General features: G+C 72.8%; 18 protein-coding genes. 9 read left to right on the top strand and 9 right to left on the bottom strand.

Features of this window, described 5'->3' with window-relative positions; all coding sequences use genetic code 11:
• Positions 1–246: 246 nt before the first annotated feature.
• Positions 247–1,320, top strand: a complete 1,074-nt coding sequence (locus tag AB0H12_RS01120; RefSeq protein ID WP_499619894.1) for a glycosyltransferase family 4 protein — start codon at positions 247–249, stop codon at positions 1,318–1,320.
• A 48-nt stretch (positions 1,321–1,368) separates the two neighbouring features.
• On the opposite strand, the gene AB0H12_RS01115 is transcribed toward AB0H12_RS01120, so the two are convergent.
• Positions 1,369–2,748, bottom strand: coding sequence for a putative glycoside hydrolase family 15 protein (locus tag AB0H12_RS01115; protein WP_499619893.1), 1,380 nt, complete (start codon positions 2,746–2,748; stop codon positions 1,369–1,371).
• A gap of 20 nt (positions 2,749–2,768) precedes the next feature.
• Positions 2,769–4,184: a sugar transferase gene (locus AB0H12_RS01110; RefSeq protein WP_499619891.1), complete on the bottom strand. Its 1,416-nt coding sequence runs from the start codon at positions 4,182–4,184 to the stop codon at positions 2,769–2,771.
• Positions 4,185–4,540: 356 nt separating this feature from the next.
• On the opposite strand from AB0H12_RS01110, the gene AB0H12_RS01105 reads away from it, so the two are divergent.
• Both AB0H12_RS01105 and AB0H12_RS01100 read left to right on the top strand, forming a co-directional pair.
• Positions 4,541–5,347: a glycosyltransferase gene (locus tag AB0H12_RS01105; protein ID WP_499619890.1), complete on the top strand. Its 807-nt coding sequence runs from the start codon at positions 4,541–4,543 to the stop codon at positions 5,345–5,347.
• Positions 5,347–6,657 carry an FAD-dependent oxidoreductase gene (locus tag AB0H12_RS01100; protein ID WP_499619889.1) on the top strand — a complete coding sequence of 437 codons (1,311 nt, stop codon included), beginning with the start codon at positions 5,347–5,349 and terminating at the stop codon, positions 6,655–6,657. Before AB0H12_RS01105 ends, AB0H12_RS01100 begins: the two co-directional genes overlap by 1 nt.
• On the opposite strand, the gene wecB is transcribed toward AB0H12_RS01100, so the two are convergent.
• Entirely contained in the window at positions 6,575–7,747 is a 1,173-nt protein-coding gene (wecB, locus tag AB0H12_RS01095) for a non-hydrolyzing UDP-N-acetylglucosamine 2-epimerase (RefSeq protein ID WP_499620773.1), read from the bottom strand. The two genes, AB0H12_RS01100 and wecB, sit on opposite strands and share 83 nt — an antisense overlap.
• Before the next feature lie 215 nt (positions 7,748–7,962).
• On the opposite strand from wecB, the gene AB0H12_RS01090 reads away from it, so the two are divergent.
• Positions 7,963–8,913, top strand: a complete 951-nt coding sequence (locus AB0H12_RS01090) for a lysyl oxidase family protein (RefSeq protein WP_499619887.1) — start codon at positions 7,963–7,965, stop codon at positions 8,911–8,913.
• A gap of 404 nt (positions 8,914–9,317) precedes the next feature.
• Positions 9,318–10,166, top strand: a complete 849-nt coding sequence (locus AB0H12_RS01085) for a serine/threonine-protein kinase (protein ID WP_499619886.1) — start codon at positions 9,318–9,320, stop codon at positions 10,164–10,166.
• On the opposite strand, the gene AB0H12_RS01080 is transcribed toward AB0H12_RS01085, so the two are convergent.
• Positions 10,163–10,993 (bottom strand): alpha/beta fold hydrolase, encoded by an 831-nt coding sequence (locus AB0H12_RS01080; protein ID WP_499619884.1) that lies wholly within the window; start codon positions 10,991–10,993, stop codon positions 10,163–10,165. The genes AB0H12_RS01085 and AB0H12_RS01080 overlap by 4 nt on opposite strands.
• Positions 10,994–11,041: 48 nt before the next feature.
• Here AB0H12_RS01080 and AB0H12_RS01075 point away from each other — a divergent pair, with 48 nt between their 5' ends.
• Both AB0H12_RS01075 and AB0H12_RS01070 read left to right on the top strand, forming a co-directional pair.
• Entirely contained in the window at positions 11,042–12,355 is a 1,314-nt protein-coding gene (locus tag AB0H12_RS01075; protein WP_499619883.1) for an aminotransferase-like domain-containing protein, read from the top strand.
• 9 nt (positions 12,356–12,364) lie between these two features.
• Positions 12,365–13,345: a squalene cyclase gene (locus AB0H12_RS01070; protein WP_499619881.1), complete on the top strand. Its 981-nt coding sequence runs from the start codon at positions 12,365–12,367 to the stop codon at positions 13,343–13,345.
• Here AB0H12_RS01070 and AB0H12_RS01065 read toward each other — a convergent pair.
• Complete coding sequence (locus AB0H12_RS01065) at positions 13,342–14,415, bottom strand: DUF2332 domain-containing protein (RefSeq protein WP_499619879.1); 1,074 nt, start codon at positions 14,413–14,415, stop codon at positions 13,342–13,344. The genes AB0H12_RS01070 and AB0H12_RS01065 overlap by 4 nt on opposite strands.
• A gap of 32 nt (positions 14,416–14,447) precedes the next feature.
• On the opposite strand from AB0H12_RS01065, the gene AB0H12_RS01060 reads away from it, so the two are divergent.
• The gene (locus AB0H12_RS01060) at positions 14,448–15,368 is read left to right on the top strand and encodes an aminoglycoside phosphotransferase family protein (protein ID WP_499619878.1); all 921 of its coding nucleotides are present in this window, start codon (positions 14,448–14,450) and stop codon (positions 15,366–15,368) included.
• Between the two features lie 17 nt (positions 15,369–15,385).
• Here the strand turns inward: AB0H12_RS01060 and AB0H12_RS01055 are convergent, their stop codons facing one another.
• The 4 genes from AB0H12_RS01055 to AB0H12_RS01040 all read right to left on the bottom strand — a co-directional run bounded on the left by AB0H12_RS01055 (position 15,386) and on the right by AB0H12_RS01040 (position 18,210).
• Positions 15,386–15,775 (bottom strand): hypothetical protein, encoded by a 390-nt coding sequence (locus AB0H12_RS01055; protein ID WP_499619876.1) that lies wholly within the window; start codon positions 15,773–15,775, stop codon positions 15,386–15,388.
• On the bottom strand, positions 15,739–17,469 hold the full coding sequence (locus AB0H12_RS01050) for an ABC transporter substrate-binding protein (RefSeq protein WP_499619874.1): 1,731 nt from the start codon (positions 17,467–17,469) through the stop codon (positions 15,739–15,741). Before AB0H12_RS01050 ends, AB0H12_RS01055 begins: the two co-directional genes overlap by 37 nt.
• Positions 17,442–17,906, bottom strand: a complete 465-nt coding sequence (locus AB0H12_RS01045; protein ID WP_499619872.1) for a hypothetical protein — start codon at positions 17,904–17,906, stop codon at positions 17,442–17,444. Before AB0H12_RS01045 ends, AB0H12_RS01050 begins: the two co-directional genes overlap by 28 nt.
• 73 nt (positions 17,907–17,979) lie before the next feature.
• The gene (locus AB0H12_RS01040) at positions 17,980–18,210 is read right to left on the bottom strand and encodes a hypothetical protein (RefSeq protein ID WP_499619870.1); all 231 of its coding nucleotides are present in this window, start codon (positions 18,208–18,210) and stop codon (positions 17,980–17,982) included.
• A gap of 160 nt (positions 18,211–18,370) precedes the next feature.
• On the opposite strand from AB0H12_RS01040, the gene AB0H12_RS01035 reads away from it, so the two are divergent.
• Positions 18,371–19,000 carry a dienelactone hydrolase family protein gene (locus AB0H12_RS01035; protein WP_499619869.1) on the top strand — a complete coding sequence of 210 codons (630 nt, stop codon included), beginning with the start codon at positions 18,371–18,373 and terminating at the stop codon, positions 18,998–19,000.
• The last annotated feature ends 12 nt before the right edge of the window (positions 19,001–19,012 follow it).

Below are 19,012 nucleotides of genomic sequence, written 5' to 3'. Positions count from 1 at the left end.
GTGTCGAACGTTCAGGGCGCGCGTGTCCTACGTTCAGGTGCCCTGAGCTCAACGTTCAGGTTCGGTGGTCCAGCCCGGCTCGATGTGACATGGGGCCCTTACGGGCACTCCACGCAGGACGGAGCCATGTCAGATCGGGCCTCTGCGGTGGTGTGGCGGGTCCGTTGTGGTTGAGAGGATTGGTGGTCAGTGGTGAGCGGGCGGTTGAGGGTCGCGTATGTGTTGACTCAGGACAGTGGGGGGCCGGTGGACGTCACCGTTCGGTTGGCGCGGGCGGTGATCGAGTCTGGGGAGGCGGAGGTGCGGGTGTTCGGGCCCCTGCCTCGGCGGGGGGCGGAGGTGTTGCGCGGGCACCAGGAGGTTGTCGAGGTGGGGGACAAGGCTGATGTCCGGGCTGGGCGGCGGGCGCGGGCGGTGGTGCGGGAGTGGCGGCCGGATGTCGTGCACGCGCAGGACCGGCGGGCCGGGTTGGTGAGTGCTGGGTTGCGGCTGCGGCACAAGGTGATCCAGACCTACCACGGTGTGCCGGACGATGTGGGTGAAGAGTGGTTCCGGGGTGTGTCGGGGGCGGTCGGGCCTTCTGCCTATACGCGGGTTGTGTTGGCGGCCGATGCCGTGGTGGCGCGGGCGGTGCACCGGACGGTGGTGCCGGCGCGGGCTATGGGGCGGTTCCTGTCGGCGCGGTTGAAGGTGCCCGCGTCGGGGTTGGCGCACATCGACAACTGCGTGGAGCCCGCGCACACCCAGCCGCCGGTGGGGCGGGTGCGGCGGTTGGTGTTCGTCGGGTTGTTGGTGGAGCGCAAGGGGTTGGCCACGTTGTTGGCCGCGTTGGCGTTGCCCGGGGTGATGCCGGTGGACGCGACGTTGACGGTGGTGGGTGACGGGCCGGAGAGGGGGAAGGCCGAGGCGTTGGCCCGTGAGCTGGGTGGGAGGGTGGAGTTCTTGGGGTTCCGGACCGATGTGCCCGACTTGCTGCGGCACCACGACGCGCTCGTGCTGCCGTCCACGATGGAGCAGCAGCCGCTGGTGGTGGCCGAGGCGATGGCGGCGGGCAAACCGGTGGTGGCGACGGACACCGGTGGGGTGGCCGACATGCTGGGGGACCGGGGAGCGGCTGCGGCGTTGGCGACGCCGGGTGATGTCGAGGGGTTGGCTGCTCGGTTGCGTGCGTTGTTCGCGGAACCCGATCCGGCGCGGATCGGGTTGGAGCTCGCTGAGCGGGCGCGGGAGCGGTTTGCGCCGGACGTGTGCGCGCGGCGCCACCTCGCCCTCTACCGCGAGGTCCTGGGTAGTCCATGGGTCGAGCCGGTTGCGACGTGATGCCGTCATGCGGGTTGTGCAGCCGTTGTGACGGCCGATGTGAGGCGGTTATGAGGGAGGGGGTGGTGGTTCGGTCGGGGAGGTGGTCGGCGCGGTCGTGGCGGGGTTGGTGGTGGTCGGGCTGGTGGTCGGCTCGCTGGTAGCGGGGTTGGTGGTGGTTGGGGTGGTGGTGGCGGTCGCGACGGTGGTGGTGGTGATATCGGTGCGGTTGAGGAGGACGATGGCGTCGCCGGCGGCGATCTCGATCGTGGCCGGGGCGGCGGCGCCGCCGTCGATGTTGACCAAGCCCGGTGGGGGTGTCACCCTCGCGGGTTGTCCGGTCGGGTTCACGGCCACGTAGCCGCCGGTGAAGCGCCGGTCCCACACGCCGGACGGGAGGCGGTTCGCGGTTTCCGTCGCCTCGCCCAGGGGCGCTTCCTGGTACCGCGACCAGTCGGGGTTGCGGTAGTCCTTGGTGGTCGCACCGGACCAGCACGTGTGCGGGCTCGCCAGCAGGGCCGCGGTGGCGTAGCCGACGCGTTCCTCCCTGGCGCCCTTGGTGTGGGTGATCAGCAGGAGCCACGTCTCGCCGAGGGCGGCTTGCGACCGCAGCTCCTTCCACTCGTTGCCCTTGAACGTGAGCAGTTCGCCCGTGCCGGTGTCGCGCAGGCCGAAGTTCTCCTCCATCGCGCCGTCGTAGCGCGAGTGCGCCGTCCACCTTCCCGCGGTCAGGTGGGATTCGGACACGTTCGGGATCAGCATCTTCCCGGCCTTGTGCAGGGCGTCACCGGCCGTGGTGAGGAACGTGTCCATGCCCTCGCGGATCACCCGGTCGGACTCGGCGGCGTCCTCCGCGCCCTTGAGCACGGCCGACGAGTAGTACTTCAGGGAGCTGAAGTCGTTGTCGGCCAGCACGCCGTCCCAGCCCTCGCGCACCACCTCGGCGGTGACCGCTTCGCTCCACGCCTTCTGGTAGGCCGGGTCCCACACGGTCATCTGCCAGTGCTTCGGGTAGGGATTCCACTCGATCCGGTTGTCCTCGGTGTCCACCGCGAACCAGTTCGGGTTCTCGCGGTGCGCCTTGAAGTAGCCGATACCGGTCGGCAGGAACGGCGCGTCCACCTCGCCGTTGACCGCGCCGGGGTAGTTGCGCGCGCTGGAGAAGTCCTTGTAGACCAGCACCTTGATCTTCGGGTTGAGCTGCTTGAGCCGGCGCAGCGACGACGTCTCGGTCGCGTTGAGCACGACCAGGCTGTAGTGCTGCGCGGCGAACGTGATGTCCCGGCCGGTCGGCGGCTCGCCGATGCCGTACCACCAGCCGCACGGCGCGAGCGGCTTCGGCACGGGCCCGAGCGGGGAGTGCGGTGGCGTCGGTCTGCCGGCGGCGGCGGTGGTCGTGCACGCCGCGCTCGGCACCAGGAGCGCGGCGGCGCACACCAGGCCGAGCACGCGGCTGGATCGTCGCCGGTTCAGCGATTCCTTCGGCACAACAGCTCACCCACCGTCTGCAACAGGATTTTCACGTCCAGCCACAACGACCAGTTGGCTATGTAGTAGTTGTCGTATCGAGACCTGTCGACAATCGACGTGTCACCCCGCAGCCCGTGCACTTGCGCGAGCCCGGTCAGCCCCGTCGGAACGCGGTGCCGGGCCCAGTATAGCTCGTGGATGGCCGAGAATTCGCGGACGAAACCCGGTCGTTCGGGCCGCGGTCCGACGATGGACATGTCGCCCTTGATGATGTTCCACAACTGGGGCAGTTCGTCCAACGAGCTGCTACGCAGGAATCGTCCGACTGGCCCGACCCGGCGATCTCCGACCACCGACCAGGTGACTTGGGAATCGTCTTCGCCGTTCATTCTCACGCTGCGCAGCTTGTAGAGCACGAACGGCTGATCATCCATCCCGACCCGGACCTGGCGGAAGACCACCGGCCGCCCGCTCTCCAGCAGCACGGCCAACGCGCACAGCGCGATCACCGGGGACAGCACGACCAGCGCCACGGCGGCCAGCAGCACGTCCATGGCGCGCTTGACCCACCAGCTCGGCCTGCTGGTCGGCGCGGTGCCCAGCCGCATCAGCGGGTAGCTGCGCAGCCGCTCGATGTCCGGACCGTCCTGGTAGAGCTCGAACATCCGGGGCACGACCAGGGTGGTGCAGCCGAGCCGGTGCGCGGCGATGGCCGAGTCGACCACCGACGACTCGCGGGCGTGCGAGAACGCCAGCACGACCGTGCCGACACCCAACCGGGTGATCGCGTCGGACAGGGCCTCGTCCATCAGCGCGACCGGCAGGGCCTCGCGGTCCAGCGCCGGCTCCGGGTCGACGAACCCGACGGGGCGCAGGCCGAACTCCGGGTGCGCCAGCATCGCGCCGACCAGGTCGACGCCGACCTTCCCGGCGCCGACCACGATCGTGCGGTCGCAGCGGTCGAACTTCCGCCGGCACCATCGGCCGAAGGCGAACACGAGCAGCCGCGCCGGTTCGCTCAGCGCGGCGAACGCCAGCACCGCCCACTGCGTGGCGAGGGTGGTGCCCGGCGGCGCGCCGCTGACCAGGCCGGCCAGCGTGACCAGGGCGAACGCCACGGCCGTCGCGCCGACCGAGCGCGGCAGGTCGTGGAACCAGGACAGCCACAACCGCCTCCGGTACAGCCGGCACGCGGCCCGCACGCCGAGCAGCGCCGCCGCCACCACCGCGGTCCACCCCGAGCCCGGCGAGTACCGGGCCGCCACCGCCACCACCGCGGTCACGTCCACCGCGACCAGCAGCACCGCCACCGCGTTCACCCGCCGCAGCAGGTCCGACCCCGGCACCTCGCGGAGCCTCTGGTGCCGCCACCGCGACACCAGGGTCGGGGTCGTCGCCGAGCCGACCCCGTTCACCTGGGACCGCCCTTGCCAGGGACCGAGCGCGTCCCGTCCACGCCACACCACATTCGGACGACGTCCTTCCCGCCATGAACCCGATTATTTGGTCACCCGTTCGAGACCATCCGAACGGGACTATCTGCTCACTCGGTGTGTATCAAGCGTGATGTTGAGGATCTAATTCACTCTTTCGGTGATCACCGTTCTCCTTTCTGGTGACGGTCGGGCCCGACTTCTGCGGTAATTCATCCAGACGTGCGACGAGATACCGCCGGGGTGGTCGAATCCCGTCGCGGTCCGGAGGCGAATAATTCTGGACCGTCATCCGCCATCCAGTGAAATGGGGCCCATTGAGCGTCGATGAAGGAGACGTGCGCGCCGCGTCGGAACAGGGCGGACCGGCCCTTTCCGACGGCCCGCGCACCCACGCCCGCGCCCACGTCGTGCTGCCCGCCTACAACGAGGCGGCCTCGCTGCCGCCGCTGCTGACCCGCCTGGCCGACGCGACCCCCGCCGGGAAGCTCACCGCCTGGGTCGTCGACGACGGCTCGTCCGACGGCACCGCCGAGGTCGTCGCCGAGGGGTGGCCCGGCCTGGACGTCCGGCTCGTCAGCCACCCGGTCAACCTCGGCCTCGGCCAAGCCGTCCGATCGGGGCTGCGCGCCGTGCTGTCCGAGGCCGGCGAGGAGGACGTCGTCGTCGTGATGGACGCCGACGACACCCACGACCCGGCCCTCATCGACCGGATGGAGCGGGAGATCGCGGCCGGCGCGGACGTGGTGATCTGCTCCCGGTTCGTCGACGGCGGCGACGACGCGACCGCGCCACCGCTGCGCCGGCTGCTGTCGCGCGGCGCGGCCGTGCTGTTCCGCCGCGTGCTGCGCCTCGACGGTGTCCGCGACTGCACCAGCGGCTTCCGCGCCTACCGGGTCAGCCTGCTGGCCCGCGCCGAGCGGCACTGGGGCGAGCGGCTGATCGAGGAACGCGGGTTCGCCTGCATGGTCGAGCTGCTGCTCAAGCTGCGGCACTGCCGGCCGGTCGTCACCGAGGTGCCGCTGGCCCTGCGCTACGACCGCAAGCACGGCCCGAGCAAGATCCGGATCGCCCGCACCGTCGGGCAGTACGTGAAGCTGCTGGTCCGCGACCGGCTCACGCCCGCGCCGTACCGGGCGCTGTGATGCGGCGGGCGGACCGCGGGCACGTGGTGGTGGTCGGCGGCGGCATCTGCGGCCTGGCCACCGCGCACCGGCTGGTGCGCGCCGGCACGCGGGTGACGTTGCTGGAGGGCAGCGACCAGCTCGGCGGGCTCGGCACGTTCTTCGCGTGGCGCGACCGCTGGGTGGAGCGCTTCTACCACTGCGTGATGCCGACCGACGACCACCTGCTCGACCTGCTCGGCGAGCTCGGGCTGCGCGACTCGATCACGTGGCGGCCGACCCGGATGGGCATGGTCGTGGACGGTCGCGCGTTCCCGTTCAACACGGCGCTGGACCTGCTCAAGTTCACCCCGTTGGGCGTGCCCGACCGGTTGAGGTTCGGCGCGGTCTCGGTGCTGCTGCGGCGCTTGGGCAAGGGCAAGGACCTCGACCGCACGCGCACCGAGGACTGGTTGCGCGGCCTGTACGGCGACCGGGTGTGGGAGCTGCTGCTCGCGCCGCTGTTCGGCGCGAAGTTCGGCGCGCGCTTCGGCGACGTGCCCGCGCTGTACCTGTGGCAGCGCCTGGGGCGCGAAGGCGCCGTGTCGGTGCGCGGCTACCCCGACGGCGGCTACCGGGCCGTGATCGACGCGCTGAGGGCGTCGATCGAGGCGGGTGGCGGCGTGGTGCGGCTGGACGCGCCGGTGCGGCGGATGGGCGTGACCGGCGAGCGGATGCGGATCGCGCTGGACGGCGGCGAGTCGGTGTCGGCGGACCACGTGGTGTCGACGCTGCCCCTGCCGCTGCTGCGGCGGCTCGCCGACGAGGACCTGGCCGCGCGGCTGCCCGACGTGCGGCTGCCGTACCAGGGCGTGGTGAACGCGCTGTTCTTCCTGCGCCGGCCGTTGTCCGGGCACTACTGGACGCCGGTGGTGCGGTCCGGCACGGAGTTCGACGGCCTGATCCAGATGACACCGCTGGCCGGCGTGGAGCGGTACGACGGGCGGCACCTCGTCTACGCGATGCGGTACACCGACCGGGAGTCCGCGCTGTTCCAGGAGGACGACGCGGCGATCGCGGCGCGGTGGACCTCGCAGCTGCTGGCCCTGCACCCCGCGTTGTGCCGCGAGGACGTGGAGGACGTGCGGGTGTTCAAGGCGCCGTTCGTGGAACCGGTGTACCCGCTCGGGTACCTGGCGCGCCGGCCTCCCGTGGTGGTCGCCGGCACCCCGCTGCTGCTGGCGACCACCGCGCACGTCTACCCGGACGTCACGAGCTGGAACTCGAGTGCGGGACTGGCGCGACGGGTCGCCGCGAGGCTGGCGGAGGCACCACAACCTGTGCCGGGCTGAGCCGCCGGGCGGGCACCGGTTCGCCGCGGACCAGTTGCCGGAGCGCGTCGGCGATCCGGGCGGACGGCGAGCCGGTGCCGTAGGGCGACGGGATGTGCTCCAGGCGCTCCCGGTGGCCAGCCACGTCGTCCAGCCACCGCAGCACTTCCGCGCACACCCGCGGTCCCGGCGGCACCAGGGTGCCGAACGTGCCCTCGATCTCGGGGCGTTCCGTGCTGCGGCGCACCACGACCACCGGCCGCTTGAGGACGCTGACCTCCTCCTGGATGCCGCCGGAGTCGGACACGACCACGGCGGCGCACCGGGCCAGCGCCAGGAACGCCGGGTAGGCCTGGGGCTCGACGACCTTGAGCCGGCCCAGCAGGGTCGTGAGGCCGAACGCCTCGACCCGCTTGGCCGTGCGCGGGTGCAGGGGCAGCACCACCGGCAGCGGCAGGCGGTTCAGCTCGCGCAGGATCGTCTCCAGGTTGACCGGGTCGTCCACGTTCTCCGGCCGGTGGACGGTGGCCAGCACGTAGCCGTCGCGCTCGAGCTCGTGCGCGGCCAGCACGACGGCCTCCTCGTCACGGCCGGGCAGCGCGGTCAGGAGGGCTTCGACGACGGTGTTGCCGGTGATCGCGATGCGCTCCTCGGGCACGCTCTCGGCCAGCAGGTTGGCGTGGTTGAGCGGGGTCGGCGCGCAGCACAGGTCGGCGAGGTGGTCGATCGCGACCCGGTTGTGCTCCTCGGGCATCGCCCGGTCGTAGCTGCGCAGCCCCGCTTCCACGTGCACCAGCGGCACGTCGTTGGCGTTGGCGGCCAACGCGCCGGCGAGCGCGGACGTGGTGTCGCCCTGCACGATCACCGCCCTGGTCGGGTGCTGCGCCAGCAGCTCGTCCACGGCCGCGATGGCCGCGCCGAGCTGACCGCCGCGGCTGCCGCCGCCGACGGCCAGCTCGTGGAACCGACCCGGGCGGCCGATGTCCTGCCGGATCCGGTGGTACATCGCGGTGTCGTAGTGCTGTCCGGTGTAGACGACGGTGGCGTTGGCGCCCATCACGCGGATCAGCGGCGCGAGCTTGATCAGCTCCGGCCTGGTGCCGCACACCATCGTGACGGTGCCGGGAACTCCCTGGTCTATCGGACCCACCTCCAGTCGCGGATGACGCGCGCCCGGGGCGCGATCGCGGTGAAGGTTAGAGTCAGGTGGGCCGATTTCCCTTGTGGCTCAGTCGATCGAGTGAATCTGAACGTGGTGGTGCTCGAGTTGCCGGTGTGTCTCAGTAGATTGATGAGTGGATCATTCTGGAGTGGACGGATCTTTTGATGTTTCGAAGACACGCGGCTTTGATCACCACGGTGTTGCTCGTCGCGGTGGTGGTGGGGCCTTCGCACGCGCAGGCGTCCGGGACCGTGCTGCTGCCCGACCTCCGGCAGGCGCCGGTCGGGTGCGGCGGAGGGTTCTCCGGCAACCCGTCGCGGTGCGTCGACTGGGACGTGTGCCCGGTCGCCGACCCGGCCGCGCCGAACGGCGAGTGCGCGCAAGTGGGCCCGATCGGGGCGGTCCGGTTGAGGTTCACCACATCGGCGGACAACATCGGCGACGGGCCGCTGCTGATCCACGGCAGCCGGCGCGACGTCGGGCAGCGGGAGATGACCGCGCGGCAGGCGTTCCAGTCAGCTGTGGACGGCTCGATCCCGATGGACCACGCGCAGGCGCAGCACCCGATCCCGGCCACCATGTACTACGAGCCGGCGGCGACGCACGAGCACTGGCACCTGCTCGGCTTCGAGCACTTCCAACTCCGCACACTTTCGGGTGACACGGTGGTGACCGACCGGAAGAACGGCTTCTGCCTCGGCGACCGGTACGGGGTCAGCGGCCACCTGCCGAACCGGCCGACCGCGGACGACAGCCCGCAGGGGCGGTTGGCGGCGTTGTTGCGGGCGAACCGGTGCGGCCACCACGCGCCGGAGGCGTTGAGCGTGGTGCAGGGCATCTCGGTCGGCTCGGGTGACGACTACCCGCACACGGTCGACTTCCAGTGGCTGGACATCACCAAGGTGCCGTCGGGTGTGTACGACGTGGTGAACATCGTGAACGGCGACCGCACCCTGGTCGAGAAGTCGTACACGAACAACGCCTCGGCGATGACCGTCTCGATCCGCTGGCCGGGCAACTCCATCGAGCCGCCGGCCACGGTCACCATCCCGCCGCAGGTGCGGCTGGTGCGGAACTGCCCCGGCGCGGAGCAGTGCGCCACCCTGCGCGACTGACGCGCAGAGCGGTCGGCTGACGGAGCTGCCGGGTGGCCTGCCGGGGATGCGCCGACGGACCTGCTGAGGGACCTGCGCCGCCGACCCGCCCGGCAGACCTCGGGTCGGGCTGCTGACCCCGGGCGGCGTTCGCGACTGACTCGGCGGGTGGCGTGCGCGGTCGAGTCGCCGGGCAATCCGCAGGGCCGGGTTGCGCTGCCGACCGGGCGGGCCGACCGCCGGTGCGACGTGGGTGGCTGACCGGTCGAGTGTCCGCCGGTGCCGGGCCAGGTCGCCGCCCGCGCCCGCCGCGCCCCGCCTGGATGTCCTCTGAGGAGGATCGACGCCCGGTCGCCCCGGCGTTTGGCGGCCTCGCCGTCCGGGAATTCGCCAGACGTCCGGATCGGCGACCGAAGGGTGGGGCCATGTCGTTGGCCACCGAGAACCGAGTGCTCGAAGGTCGCTACCGGTTGGCCGGCAAGCTCGGCGCGGGCGGTGCGGCGGAGGTCCACCGGGGGTGGGACCTGCTGCTCCGCCGGTTCGTCGCGGTCAAGGTGTTCGACGGCGACGAGGTGGACGGGCGTCGGTTCGACAACGAGGTCCGCACGTTGGCCGGGCTGTCGCACCCCGGCCTGCTGTCCGTCTACGACGTCGGCACGTGCGACGGGACGTCGTTCGTGGTCATGCAGCTGGTCGAAGGCACGACGGTGCGCGACCGGCTGCTGGACGGCACGTTCACGCCCGCGCAGGTGCGCGCCCTCGGCCACCAGCTCGCGGACACCCTCGCCCACGTGCACGAACAGCAGGTCGTGCACCGCGACGTGAAGCCGTCGAACGTCCTGCTCGACGGCTCCGACACCGCCTACCTCGCCGACTTCGGCCTGGCCCGCTCGCTCGGCTCGACCCGCATCGCCGAGACCACCGAGGTCGTCGGCACCGCCGCCTACCTGGCGCCGGAGCAGGTGCGCGGCGACGAGGTCGGCCCGCCCGCGGACGTCTACGCGCTCGGCCTGCTCCTGCTGGAGTGCCTGACCGGCTACCGCGAGTACCAGGGCGACCGGGTCGAGGCCGCCATCGCCCGCCTGCACCGCCCGCCCCACGTGCCGCACGACGTGCCCGCCGGCCTGGCCCGCCTGCTCGCGGCGATGACCTCGCTGTCCGCCCGCCGCCGCCCCACGGCCGCCCAGGTCGCCGACAAGCTGCGCCCCGCACCGGCCGCCCTGCCCCGCGACCGGCTCCTCTGCGGCGTCCGGACGTCGGCCCGCCCCGCCTAGAGCGTCAACAGGAACCGCTCGATCGCATCGGTGAACTCCGCCGGCCGTTCGAGGTTGGGCAGGTGGCCCGCCCCGGCGATCACCGCGAGCGTCGAACCGGGGATGGTCGCGTGCATCCGCTCGGCCACGGCGACCGGCGTGTACTCGTCCTCCTCGCCGACGACCACGAGCGCGGGCACGGCGACGCGGGACAGCGAGTCCGCGTAGTCGGGCCGTTCCGCACGTCCGCGCCAGCCCGCCGCCGCGCCTTCCGGCGACGTGCCGCGCATCATCCCCAGCACGTGCTCGGCGACGGCCGGCAGCGCGACCACGTTGTGCGGCGAGATCATCTTGTCCAGCACCTCGTCGGCGTAGGGGCCCATGCCCTCGCGCAGCACCCTCGACGCCAGTTCGCGCCGCAGGTCGCGGGCCGCCGTCGGGTCCGCCTCGGGGAACGTGTCCGCCAGCACGAGCGCACGGACGCGTGACGGGTGCGCTCGGTGCAATTCCATGGCGATCTGGCCGCCCATCGACAGCCCGCACACCACCACCCGGTCCAGGTCGAGGCGGTCGAGCAGGCCGATCAGGTCGTCGGCGAACGCGCCCCACGGCGTCGTGCCGGGCACGACCGTCGTCTCACCGTATCCACGCAGGTCAGGCGCGATGACCCGGTAACGGGAGCGCAGCCGTGCCACCTGGGGTCGCCACATCGTCCGGTTGAACGGGTGGCCGTGCACGAGCAGCACCGGGACGCCGTCGCCCTCGTCGTCGTAGGCGATGTCGATGTCGTTGACCCGCATGATCTCCCCCAGCGTCCGTTGACGGGAGAAGCCTAGGAAGACCACCATGCCCGGTGCAATGAAAACAATGCTCTCGGTGCAATGTGGGGTGCACGCGTGGCGGACTACCGCCTGATCGCCGACCGGCTCGCCGCCGAGGTCGCGGCCGGCCGGCTCAAACCGGGTGACCGACTGCCGCCGCAACGCGCGTTCGCCCGCAGGCACCGCATCGCGGGCTCCACGGCGGCCCGCGTCTACGGCGAGCTGATCCGACGCGGGCTCGCGGTCGGCGAGGTCGGGCGTGGCACGTTCGTGCGCGCCGCACGCCCTCCGGTCGAGCCCGCGCTGGCCGAGCCGGGCGGTGCGCGGGTCGACCTGGAGCTGAACTTCTGCGTGCTGCCCGACCAGCCCACCCTGCTGGCTCCCGGTCTCGACCGGCTCGTCCGGCACGGGCTCGGCGACGCGCTCGCGCCGGTCGGCGTCCGCGGCACGCCCGAGGCACGCGCCGCCGCCGCACGCACGCTGGCCCGGGGCGGGTGGACGCCGGACGAGCGCCGGATCCTGTTCACCGGCAACGGCAGGCAGGCGATCGCCGCCGCCGTGTCGGCGTTGGTGCCGGTCGGCGGGCGGCTGGGGGTGGAGGCGGTCACCTACCCGGTGGTGAAGGCGATCGCGACCAGGCTGGGCGTCACGCTCGTGCCGCTGCCGGTGGACGACGCGGGCGTGCTGCCGCAGGCCGTGCGCGCGGCCGACGTGCGCGCGGTCTACCTCCAGCCGACCCTGCACAACCCGCTCGGCGCCACCATGCCCGAACGACGCCGCGCCGAACTCGTCGACACCGTGCGCGAGCTGGACGTCCAGGTGATCGAGGACGCCATCTACGCCTTCCTGGGCCCCGACCTGCCGCCGCTCGCGCCCGAGCGCACGACCGTGGTGGACAGCCTGTCCAAGCGCCTCGCGCCCGGCCTGACGGTCGGGTTCGCCGTCCCGCCCGGACACCTGGTCGACCGGGTCGCCGCCGCCGCGCGCTCCGGCGGCTGGGCCGTCGGCCACTTCGCGCTCGCCGCCGCGACCGAGTGGCTCGGCGACGGCACCGTGGAGTCCATAGTGGACCGGAAACGGGCCCTCGCGCACGAACGGCAGCAGCTCGTGCGCGCACGCCTGGCCGGCTTCGACATCAGCGCCGACCCCGGCTCCTACCACTGCTGGTGGCGGCTGCCTGACCGGTGGCGGGCCGAGACGTTCGTCGCCGCCGCGGCACGGCGCGGCATCGCCATCACGCCCGCCGCCGCGTTCGCGGTCGTGCCCGGCCACGCGCCGAACGCCGTCCGACTCGCCCTCGCGTCCGCGCCGGCGCCGACCCTGGCCGCCGCGCTGGACGTGCTCTCCGTGCTCGCCGAGGGCAGTCCGGAAGATGAGCAGGTCGACTAGAGTCGCGACATGACCAGGGTGTCTTGGCTGCTCGACGCCGATCCGGCGCTGCGCTGGCAGGTCGAGCGCGACCTCGTCCACGAGCCGGCCGAGGTCTGGGAGGCGACGCGGGCCCGGATCGCGACGGAGGGCTTCGGCGCACGCCTGCTCGCGTTGCAGGACCCGGACGGCCAGTGGGCGGGCGGCGCGTTCTTCCCCGCCGGCTTCGACTTCCACGGCCCGGAAGCGGCCGAGGGCGCCGGGCAGCCCTGGACCGCGACGACGTGGACGCTGTGCTCGTTGCGGGAGTGGGGCATGGACGCCGCGGTCCTGCGCGAACGCCGCACGGCCGAGCTGCTGGAGCGCAACTGCCGCTGGGAGTACGACGACCTGCCGTACTGGGGCGGCGAGGTCGACTGCTGCATCAACGCGTGGACGGTCCAGAACGGCCTGTGGCTCGGCGCCGACGTCACCGGCATCGTGGACTGGTTCGTCGAGCACCGCCTGCCCGACGGCGGCTGGAACTGCGAGTGGGTCGAGGGCTCGACGCGGTCGTCGTTCCACTCGACCCTCAACTCCCTCAAGGGACTGCTCGCCTACGACGCCGCGACCGGCGGCACGGACGCGACGCGTGCCGCCCGCCGTGCCGGCGAGGAGTACCTGCTGGCCCGCGGGCTGTTCCGCCGGCTGTCCACGGGCGAGCCGGTGGCGCCGTGGGTGAACCGCTTCTCGTACCCGTTCCGCTGGTTCTACGACGTGCTCAACGCGGCCGAGTACTTCCGCCAGGTCTGGTTGTTCGACGGCACGCCGCCGGACCCGCGCATGGCCGACGCGATCGGGCTCGTCCGCGCCGAGCGACAACCCGACGGCACGTGGCTCCAGGCCCGCAGGCACCCCGGACGCGTGTGGTTCGAGGTCGACGTGCCGGCGGGGGAGCCGTCGAAGTGGCTGACCCTGTACGGAACCCGCGTGCTGGACTGGTGGGACGCCACCGCCGGGTCAGCGCACTAGGAGTCCACCAGCCACGCCAGCAGGCGGCCCCGCGACCAGCAGCGGCCGACGGCTTCGGCGTGCCGGACCGACCCGTCGGACACCACCACGCCGATGATGCTGTGGCCGGAGGCGGGGCGATCGCCGAGCGTCGGTACCGACGGCGCGACCCCGACCCCTTCCGCCGACACCCACGCCACCGGCCGGTCCGCGGCCACCTCGTCGAGGCGGCGCAGGAAGCGCACGCGGCTCTCCGGCGGGAACCGCGACAGCGCCCACGTCGTGGTGACGACGGGCAGGGCGTCCGCCGGGACACGGGCGACGGCGTCCGGCAGCACGTCGACGGCGTCACCTCGCAGCAGCAGCGGAGGGTCCGTCGCCGCCAACGCGATCTCCGCTTCGAGCCTCGCGATCCGCGCCGGCTCGTCGGGTGGCAGGCAGGCGCGCAACCAGCGGGCGTCGTCCGCGTCCGTCACGTCGAGCGGATCGAGGTCGACGCCCACCTTGGCGACGACCTCGGGCAGCACCCGCGCCGGGACGGGCTGGCCACCCACGATCGAAGCCGACACCTGCACGGGAGAGGACGGGTCGCCCAGCGAGTGCCCGTCGCTGTACGCGATGCCGACGCGATCGACCGTGAGGTTGAGGCCGGCCGGACAACCCACGTCGATCAGCCCGACGGCGTTCGCGCCCACTCGTCGTGCCGCCTCGGCGACGGCCGGGTACAGCACCGCGGCCCGTCCGGTCTCGTCGGCGCGGTGCCGCCGGCGCACGGCGATGTCCACCACCGAGTCGGTCAGGCGCAGCAGCGCGTCGATCGCCGCGGCGGCGGCGCCGTCGCCGTCCCCGGCGGCATAGGCGGCGGCGAGTGCCGGGGCGCGTCCGGCGAGGGCGAGGTCGTGCAGCGCGGCGAGGATCACCGCGGGGCGCCGCTTGCGCGCCGGCGCCGATCCGATGGCGCGCAACGCCTCGTCGGACTCGCTCAGGGCGACGGCGACGCGCTCGTGCAGCGGCGAAGTCCCGGCGGCGTCGACCTCGCCGAAGCGCCGGTACACCTCGGCGAGCGTGCGCGCCCGTGCTCGACCTGGCATCCCGACGATCCTACGGGTCGGCCGGTGCTAGCGTGCCCGGCCATGCGGCGATCAAGGGCCCGGTGATGGGTGACCTCGCGTTCGACCAGGACCTGGTGCGGGCACTGCTGCGCGATCAGCACCCGGATCTCGCGGACCTCGAAGTCCGGGACGTCGAGGGGGGCTGGGGCAACCAGGTGTGGCGGCTCGGGGACGACCTGGCCGTGCGCTTGCCCCGCGTCGACCGCGGGCCCGCCACGCTGCACGCCGAGCAGACGTGGCTGCCGGTGCTGGCCGACCGCCTGCCGCTGCCGACGCCCGTCCCGGTGCGCCTCGGCAGACCGTCGAGCCTGTTCGGGCACCCCTGGACGATCGTGCGCTGGGTCGAGGGCGAACCGGCCGACCACGCGCCGGTCACCCGCGTCGACGCGGCCGAGGTCCTCGCGGAGTTCCTCGGCGCGCTGCACGACCCCGCGCCCGCCGACGCGCCGGCCAACCCGACGCGCGGCATCCCCCTGGCCGGGTTGAGCGACGGGTTCGACGACTGGGTGGGGCTCATCGCCGGCCACCCGGGTGCCGACGGCGCGCGGGAGGTCTGGGAGGAGGCCGTGGCGGCGCCCGTCTGGTCGGGCGCGCCGCGGTGGCTGCACGGTGACCTGCACCCGGCGAACGTCGTCGTCCGCGACGGGACGCTCGCCGGGGTGATCGACTTCGGTGAGCTGTGCGCGGGCGATCCCGCCACCGACCTCGCCGCCGCGTGGGTCCTGCTGCCCGCCGGCGCGGCGGGTCGGTTCTTCGACGCCTACGGGCAGGCCGACGGGGCGACCGTCACCAGGGCCCGCGGCTGGGCGGTCCTGCGCGCCCTGGTCCTGATCGGGATCGGGCGCAACGGGAGGCTCGGCCTGCCCGGCGGCAAACCGACCTGGGAACCCGCGGGCCACGCGGCGCTGGAACGCGTCCTGTCGGTGGCCTGACGGCCAGGGCGGGGTCATCAGCCGAACGCCACCAGGTACGTGGCCACCACCGCGAGCAGGTACACCGGGTAGCCGACGCGGGAGGCCCGGGCGAGCCGGCGTTCCGCGTCGTCCCGCCGCACCGACGCCAGCCGCTTGCGCGGCATGGCGACCAGCACGCACCCGGCGGCCAGCAGGATGAACGCGTAGCAGCCCCACTCCAGCGCCACCGTGTAGCTGACCGACGGCAGCTGCGACGTCACGTTGTTCAGCAGCACGGCCGTGCTCAGGATCGCCGTGACGCCCATCGACACGGGCGCGGCGCCGTCGGTGGCCTTGAAGAACAGCGACAGGTACGTGACGGAGATCAGCAGCAGCGGCAGCAGGTTCTTCAGCAGGAACGGCAGCGTGTCGCGGACGATCTCCACCTCGCCCGTGTACTGGCTGTAGTAGATGCCCCCGGCGGCGCCGACCGCGGAGCCGTCACCGAGGGCGTCGCTGCTGCCGACGGTCCGCTGGAAGAAGCGGGCCGACGTGGCCAGCCAGTTGGGATGTCGTTGATCGTCGCCTCCGCGTCCGCGCCGCTGCGCAGGTGGTGCTCGGGCGGCACGTCCAGGATCTCCTTGTCGGTCACGTACACGACCTCGTCGGCGGTCCGGGTCCGGTTCTGCAGCACGACCTCGAGGCGCTGGTGGTCGAACGGGGAGCTGCGGAACTCGAAGCCGTTCTTGAACCGGTCGGCCACCCGGTACAGCCGGTAGGTGCCGTCCTCGCCGGTGACGTCGCGCAGCGGCTCGCCCAGCTTCAGGCCCGGCTCGACCGCGTTGACGAAGTGCACGTCCGCCGCCGTGTGCGGGCCGGTGTACTTGAGCCACAGGAAGAAGTCCATGAAGTACGTGCCGTCGCGGGTGTCCAGGTCGCGCACCTCGTTGATGTTGATGCCGGTGGCCACGACCTGGCGGCGCGCCAGGTACCGGTCCTCGCCGATCGCGATCACCGTGCCGTCGGCCAGGCCTGCGCCCAACGCCTCGGGCGACGGCGGCTCGTACACCCTCAGCTGCACGGGCGCGGACACCAGCCGCTCGCCGTCGCTGGTCACGAAGGACACCGGCATCTGCGCCGAGCCGTTGGCGGTGAAGAACAGCGGGCCGAGCAGCGCCGGGAACGCGTTCTTCTCGTCCTTCAACGCGGCGAGGCCGTCACGCAGCCGCTCGCGGTCGTCGGCGAGGGTCGTCTCGTCGAGGCCGATGCGGTCGGCGGTGACGACGTGCAGGCCGACGTTGAGCGCTTCCCGGGCGGTGGCGGCGTGCCGGCGCGGGCGTTCCCCGTACCGCCGCTGGAAGTCCTCGGCCCAGGCCGGCGCGGGGCCGGACAGGGAGTCGTGCGCCATCGGGGTGGCCAGGTGCAGGTCGCGCGTGGCGCCGCCGAGGGCGTCGTGGAACGACATCGTGCCCAGGGCGGCGGTGCCCAGGATCGGCGCGTCCACGCCCGCCTCCCGCAGGCCCTTCACCAGCGCGACGCCGTTGCGGTCCTCGGTGGCGAGCAGGACCGGCGTGCCGGGGTCGAGGGCCTTGATCCGGTCGACGGCCGCCCGCGGGTCGTCGGTGACGGGCACGGTGGCGAGGACCTCGCCGAACCGGCGGTAGGACTCGGTGAACGCGGCCTGCGCGGAGCGGCCGGAGGCGTGGTCGTCGTGGACGATCGCGACCTTGTCGGCGCCGAGCACCTCGGCGGCGTACGCGGCGAGGAAGTCGCCCTGGGTGCGGTCGCCGAACGTGCTGCGGAGGAACCAGTCGTTGCCGTCGGTGACGCTCGACCCGCCGGCCGACGGCGTGACGGCGGGGATGCCGGCCGCCTGGTAGATCGGGGCGGCGGCGAGGGACGTGACCGTGACGCCGTGCCCGATCACGTACAGCGCCTTGTTCTCGCGGACGATCTCCTCGGCGATCTGCTTCGCCCGTTCGGGCTGGTCCGCGTCGTCGTAGACGAGCAGCTCGACCGGGTGGCCGTTGACGCCGCCGTCGGCGTTGACGTCGTCCAGGCCCATCCGCACGCCGCGTTCGACGTGGGCGGCGGCGGCCGGGTCGCGCCCGGTCAGGCCCGCGACCAGGGCGACGTGCACGGGGCGTCGGTGGCTTGGCCGACCGCGGTCCACACGCCCGCGCCGATCAGCGTCACCAGGACCACGGTGACCGCCGCGACCAGCGAGTTCAGCTTCGTGCGGCGTCCCGGCGCGGTGTCGAGGGGTTCCGGTCGCGGCGGTTCGACCACGTCTTGCGCCTCCGGTGGCGCTTGCGGTTCGACGCCGCGCAGCGCGCGCCGGGCCCGGTCGGTGGCGGGGTCGGCCTTGATCGCGTACGCCCGGTCGAGGCAGAACAGGCGTTGGGCGTCGTCGGCGACCAGCTCGGCGAGCCAGCGCCAGGCGGGCTCGTACCCGGTGTCCTCGGCCAGCGCCACGCCGAGCAGCTCCCGTGCTCCGGCGGGGTCCGTGGCACGCAGGGCGATCGCCCGGTGCGTGAGCGTGACGGCGGTGTCGGGTTTGGCGGGCTTCTCAGGCACGGGCGCAGGCTAGGCATGCCACCTGGTGCCCGATCGCGGGATCCCTTGATCGTGGCATCGTGACCTGATCAGGTCATTCGATGGGGCGGCCGTCCTCGTCCTCGATGTGCATGGCCGCGTCCTCGGGGCCGCGCAGGTAGTTCGACCCGGCCTCGTCGGCGATCGACGTCGGCTCCTCGTCGACGAAGTCGCCGTCGTCGTCGGGCGCGGAGTACTGCGGGCCTGGCGCTTCGGGGTCGCGGCGCAGGCTGTGGCCCTCGCCCGTGCCCCATCGCGGCTCGATCGCCTCTTGTTGCTCGGACATCGGTCCTCCTCGGGCGTGCGCTCGTTCGTCGCCCATGGTCGCTCCTCCCGTGCCGGGCAGGGGGCACACAGACGGGTTACCCCGTGTGCCCCGATCGGACACTGCTCGTTTGCCCGCGCGTGAGCCGGTGAACCCGGAGGTCATGACGAGGAGCGGCACGATGGCGGTGTCGGTCGACGCCTGGGGTGTCGACCTGGCCGCCGACCTTGGCGTGCCGTCCGATCCGGCCGGTGTGGTGGTGTTCGCGCACGGGTCGGGCAGCTCGCGGCACAGCGGGCGCAACCAGGCCGTGGCGGAGTCGCTGCGGCGGGATGGGTACGCGACCCTGCTGCTCGACCTGTTGACCGAGCGCGAGGAGCGGGAGGACCGGGTCACCGGGCGGCTGCGGTTCGACATCGGGCTGCTGGCGGAGCGGGTGGCGGCGTCGGTGGAGTGGACGTCGCGGGCGCCGGTGACGCGGGATCTGCCGATCGGGCTGTTCGGTGCGAGCACGGGCGCGGCGGCGGCGTTGGTGGCGGCGGCCGGGACGTACCTGGTGAGGGCGGTCGTGTCGCGTGGCGGGCGGCCGGACTTGGCGGGGCGGGCGTTGTCGCGGGTGCGTGCGCCCACGTTGCTGGTGGTCGGTGGTCGTGACGAGGAGGTGCTGGAGCGCAACCGCGCGGCGGCGGAGGAGTTGTCGGTGCTGTGGCGGCTCGAGGTGGTGGAGGGCGCGACGCACCTGTTCGAGGAGCCGGGGGCGTTGGACCAGGTCGCCCAGCTGGCGGGTTCGTGGTTCCGGGATTTCCTCTGATCCCGTCTCGCG

The organism is Actinosynnema sp. NPDC023794, from assembly GCF_040639675.1.
GTDB classification, from domain to species: domain Bacteria; phylum Actinomycetota; class Actinomycetes; order Mycobacteriales; family Pseudonocardiaceae; genus Actinosynnema; species Actinosynnema luteola.
Note: the sequence above shows the minus strand (reverse complement) of the source record. Positions and strands in the feature narration are given on the sequence as shown.

Excerpts from the sequence above, each read along its gene's own strand:
- AB0H12_RS01100 (WP_499619889.1), top strand. The coding sequence starts at position 5,347 with ATGCGGCGGGCGGACCGCGGGCACGTGGTGGTGGTCGGCGGCGGCATC.
- wecB (WP_499620773.1), bottom strand. The coding sequence starts at position 7,747 with ATGGTGTGCGGCACCAGGCCGGAGCTGATCAAGCTCGCGCCGCTGATC.
- AB0H12_RS01090 (WP_499619887.1), top strand. The coding sequence starts at position 7,963 with ATGTTTCGAAGACACGCGGCTTTGATCACCACGGTGTTGCTCGTCGCG.
- AB0H12_RS01085 (WP_499619886.1), top strand. The coding sequence starts at position 9,318 with ATGTCGTTGGCCACCGAGAACCGAGTGCTCGAAGGTCGCTACCGGTTG.
- AB0H12_RS01080 (WP_499619884.1), bottom strand. The coding sequence starts at position 10,993 with ATGGTGGTCTTCCTAGGCTTCTCCCGTCAACGGACGCTGGGGGAGATC.
- AB0H12_RS01070 (WP_499619881.1), top strand. The coding sequence starts at position 12,365 with ATGACCAGGGTGTCTTGGCTGCTCGACGCCGATCCGGCGCTGCGCTGG.
- AB0H12_RS01065 (WP_499619879.1), bottom strand. The coding sequence starts at position 14,415 with ATGCCAGGTCGAGCACGGGCGCGCACGCTCGCCGAGGTGTACCGGCGC.
- AB0H12_RS01040 (WP_499619870.1), bottom strand. The coding sequence starts at position 18,210 with ATGTCCGAGCAACAAGAGGCGATCGAGCCGCGATGGGGCACGGGCGAG.
- AB0H12_RS01035 (WP_499619869.1), top strand. The coding sequence starts at position 18,371 with ATGGCGGTGTCGGTCGACGCCTGGGGTGTCGACCTGGCCGCCGACCTT.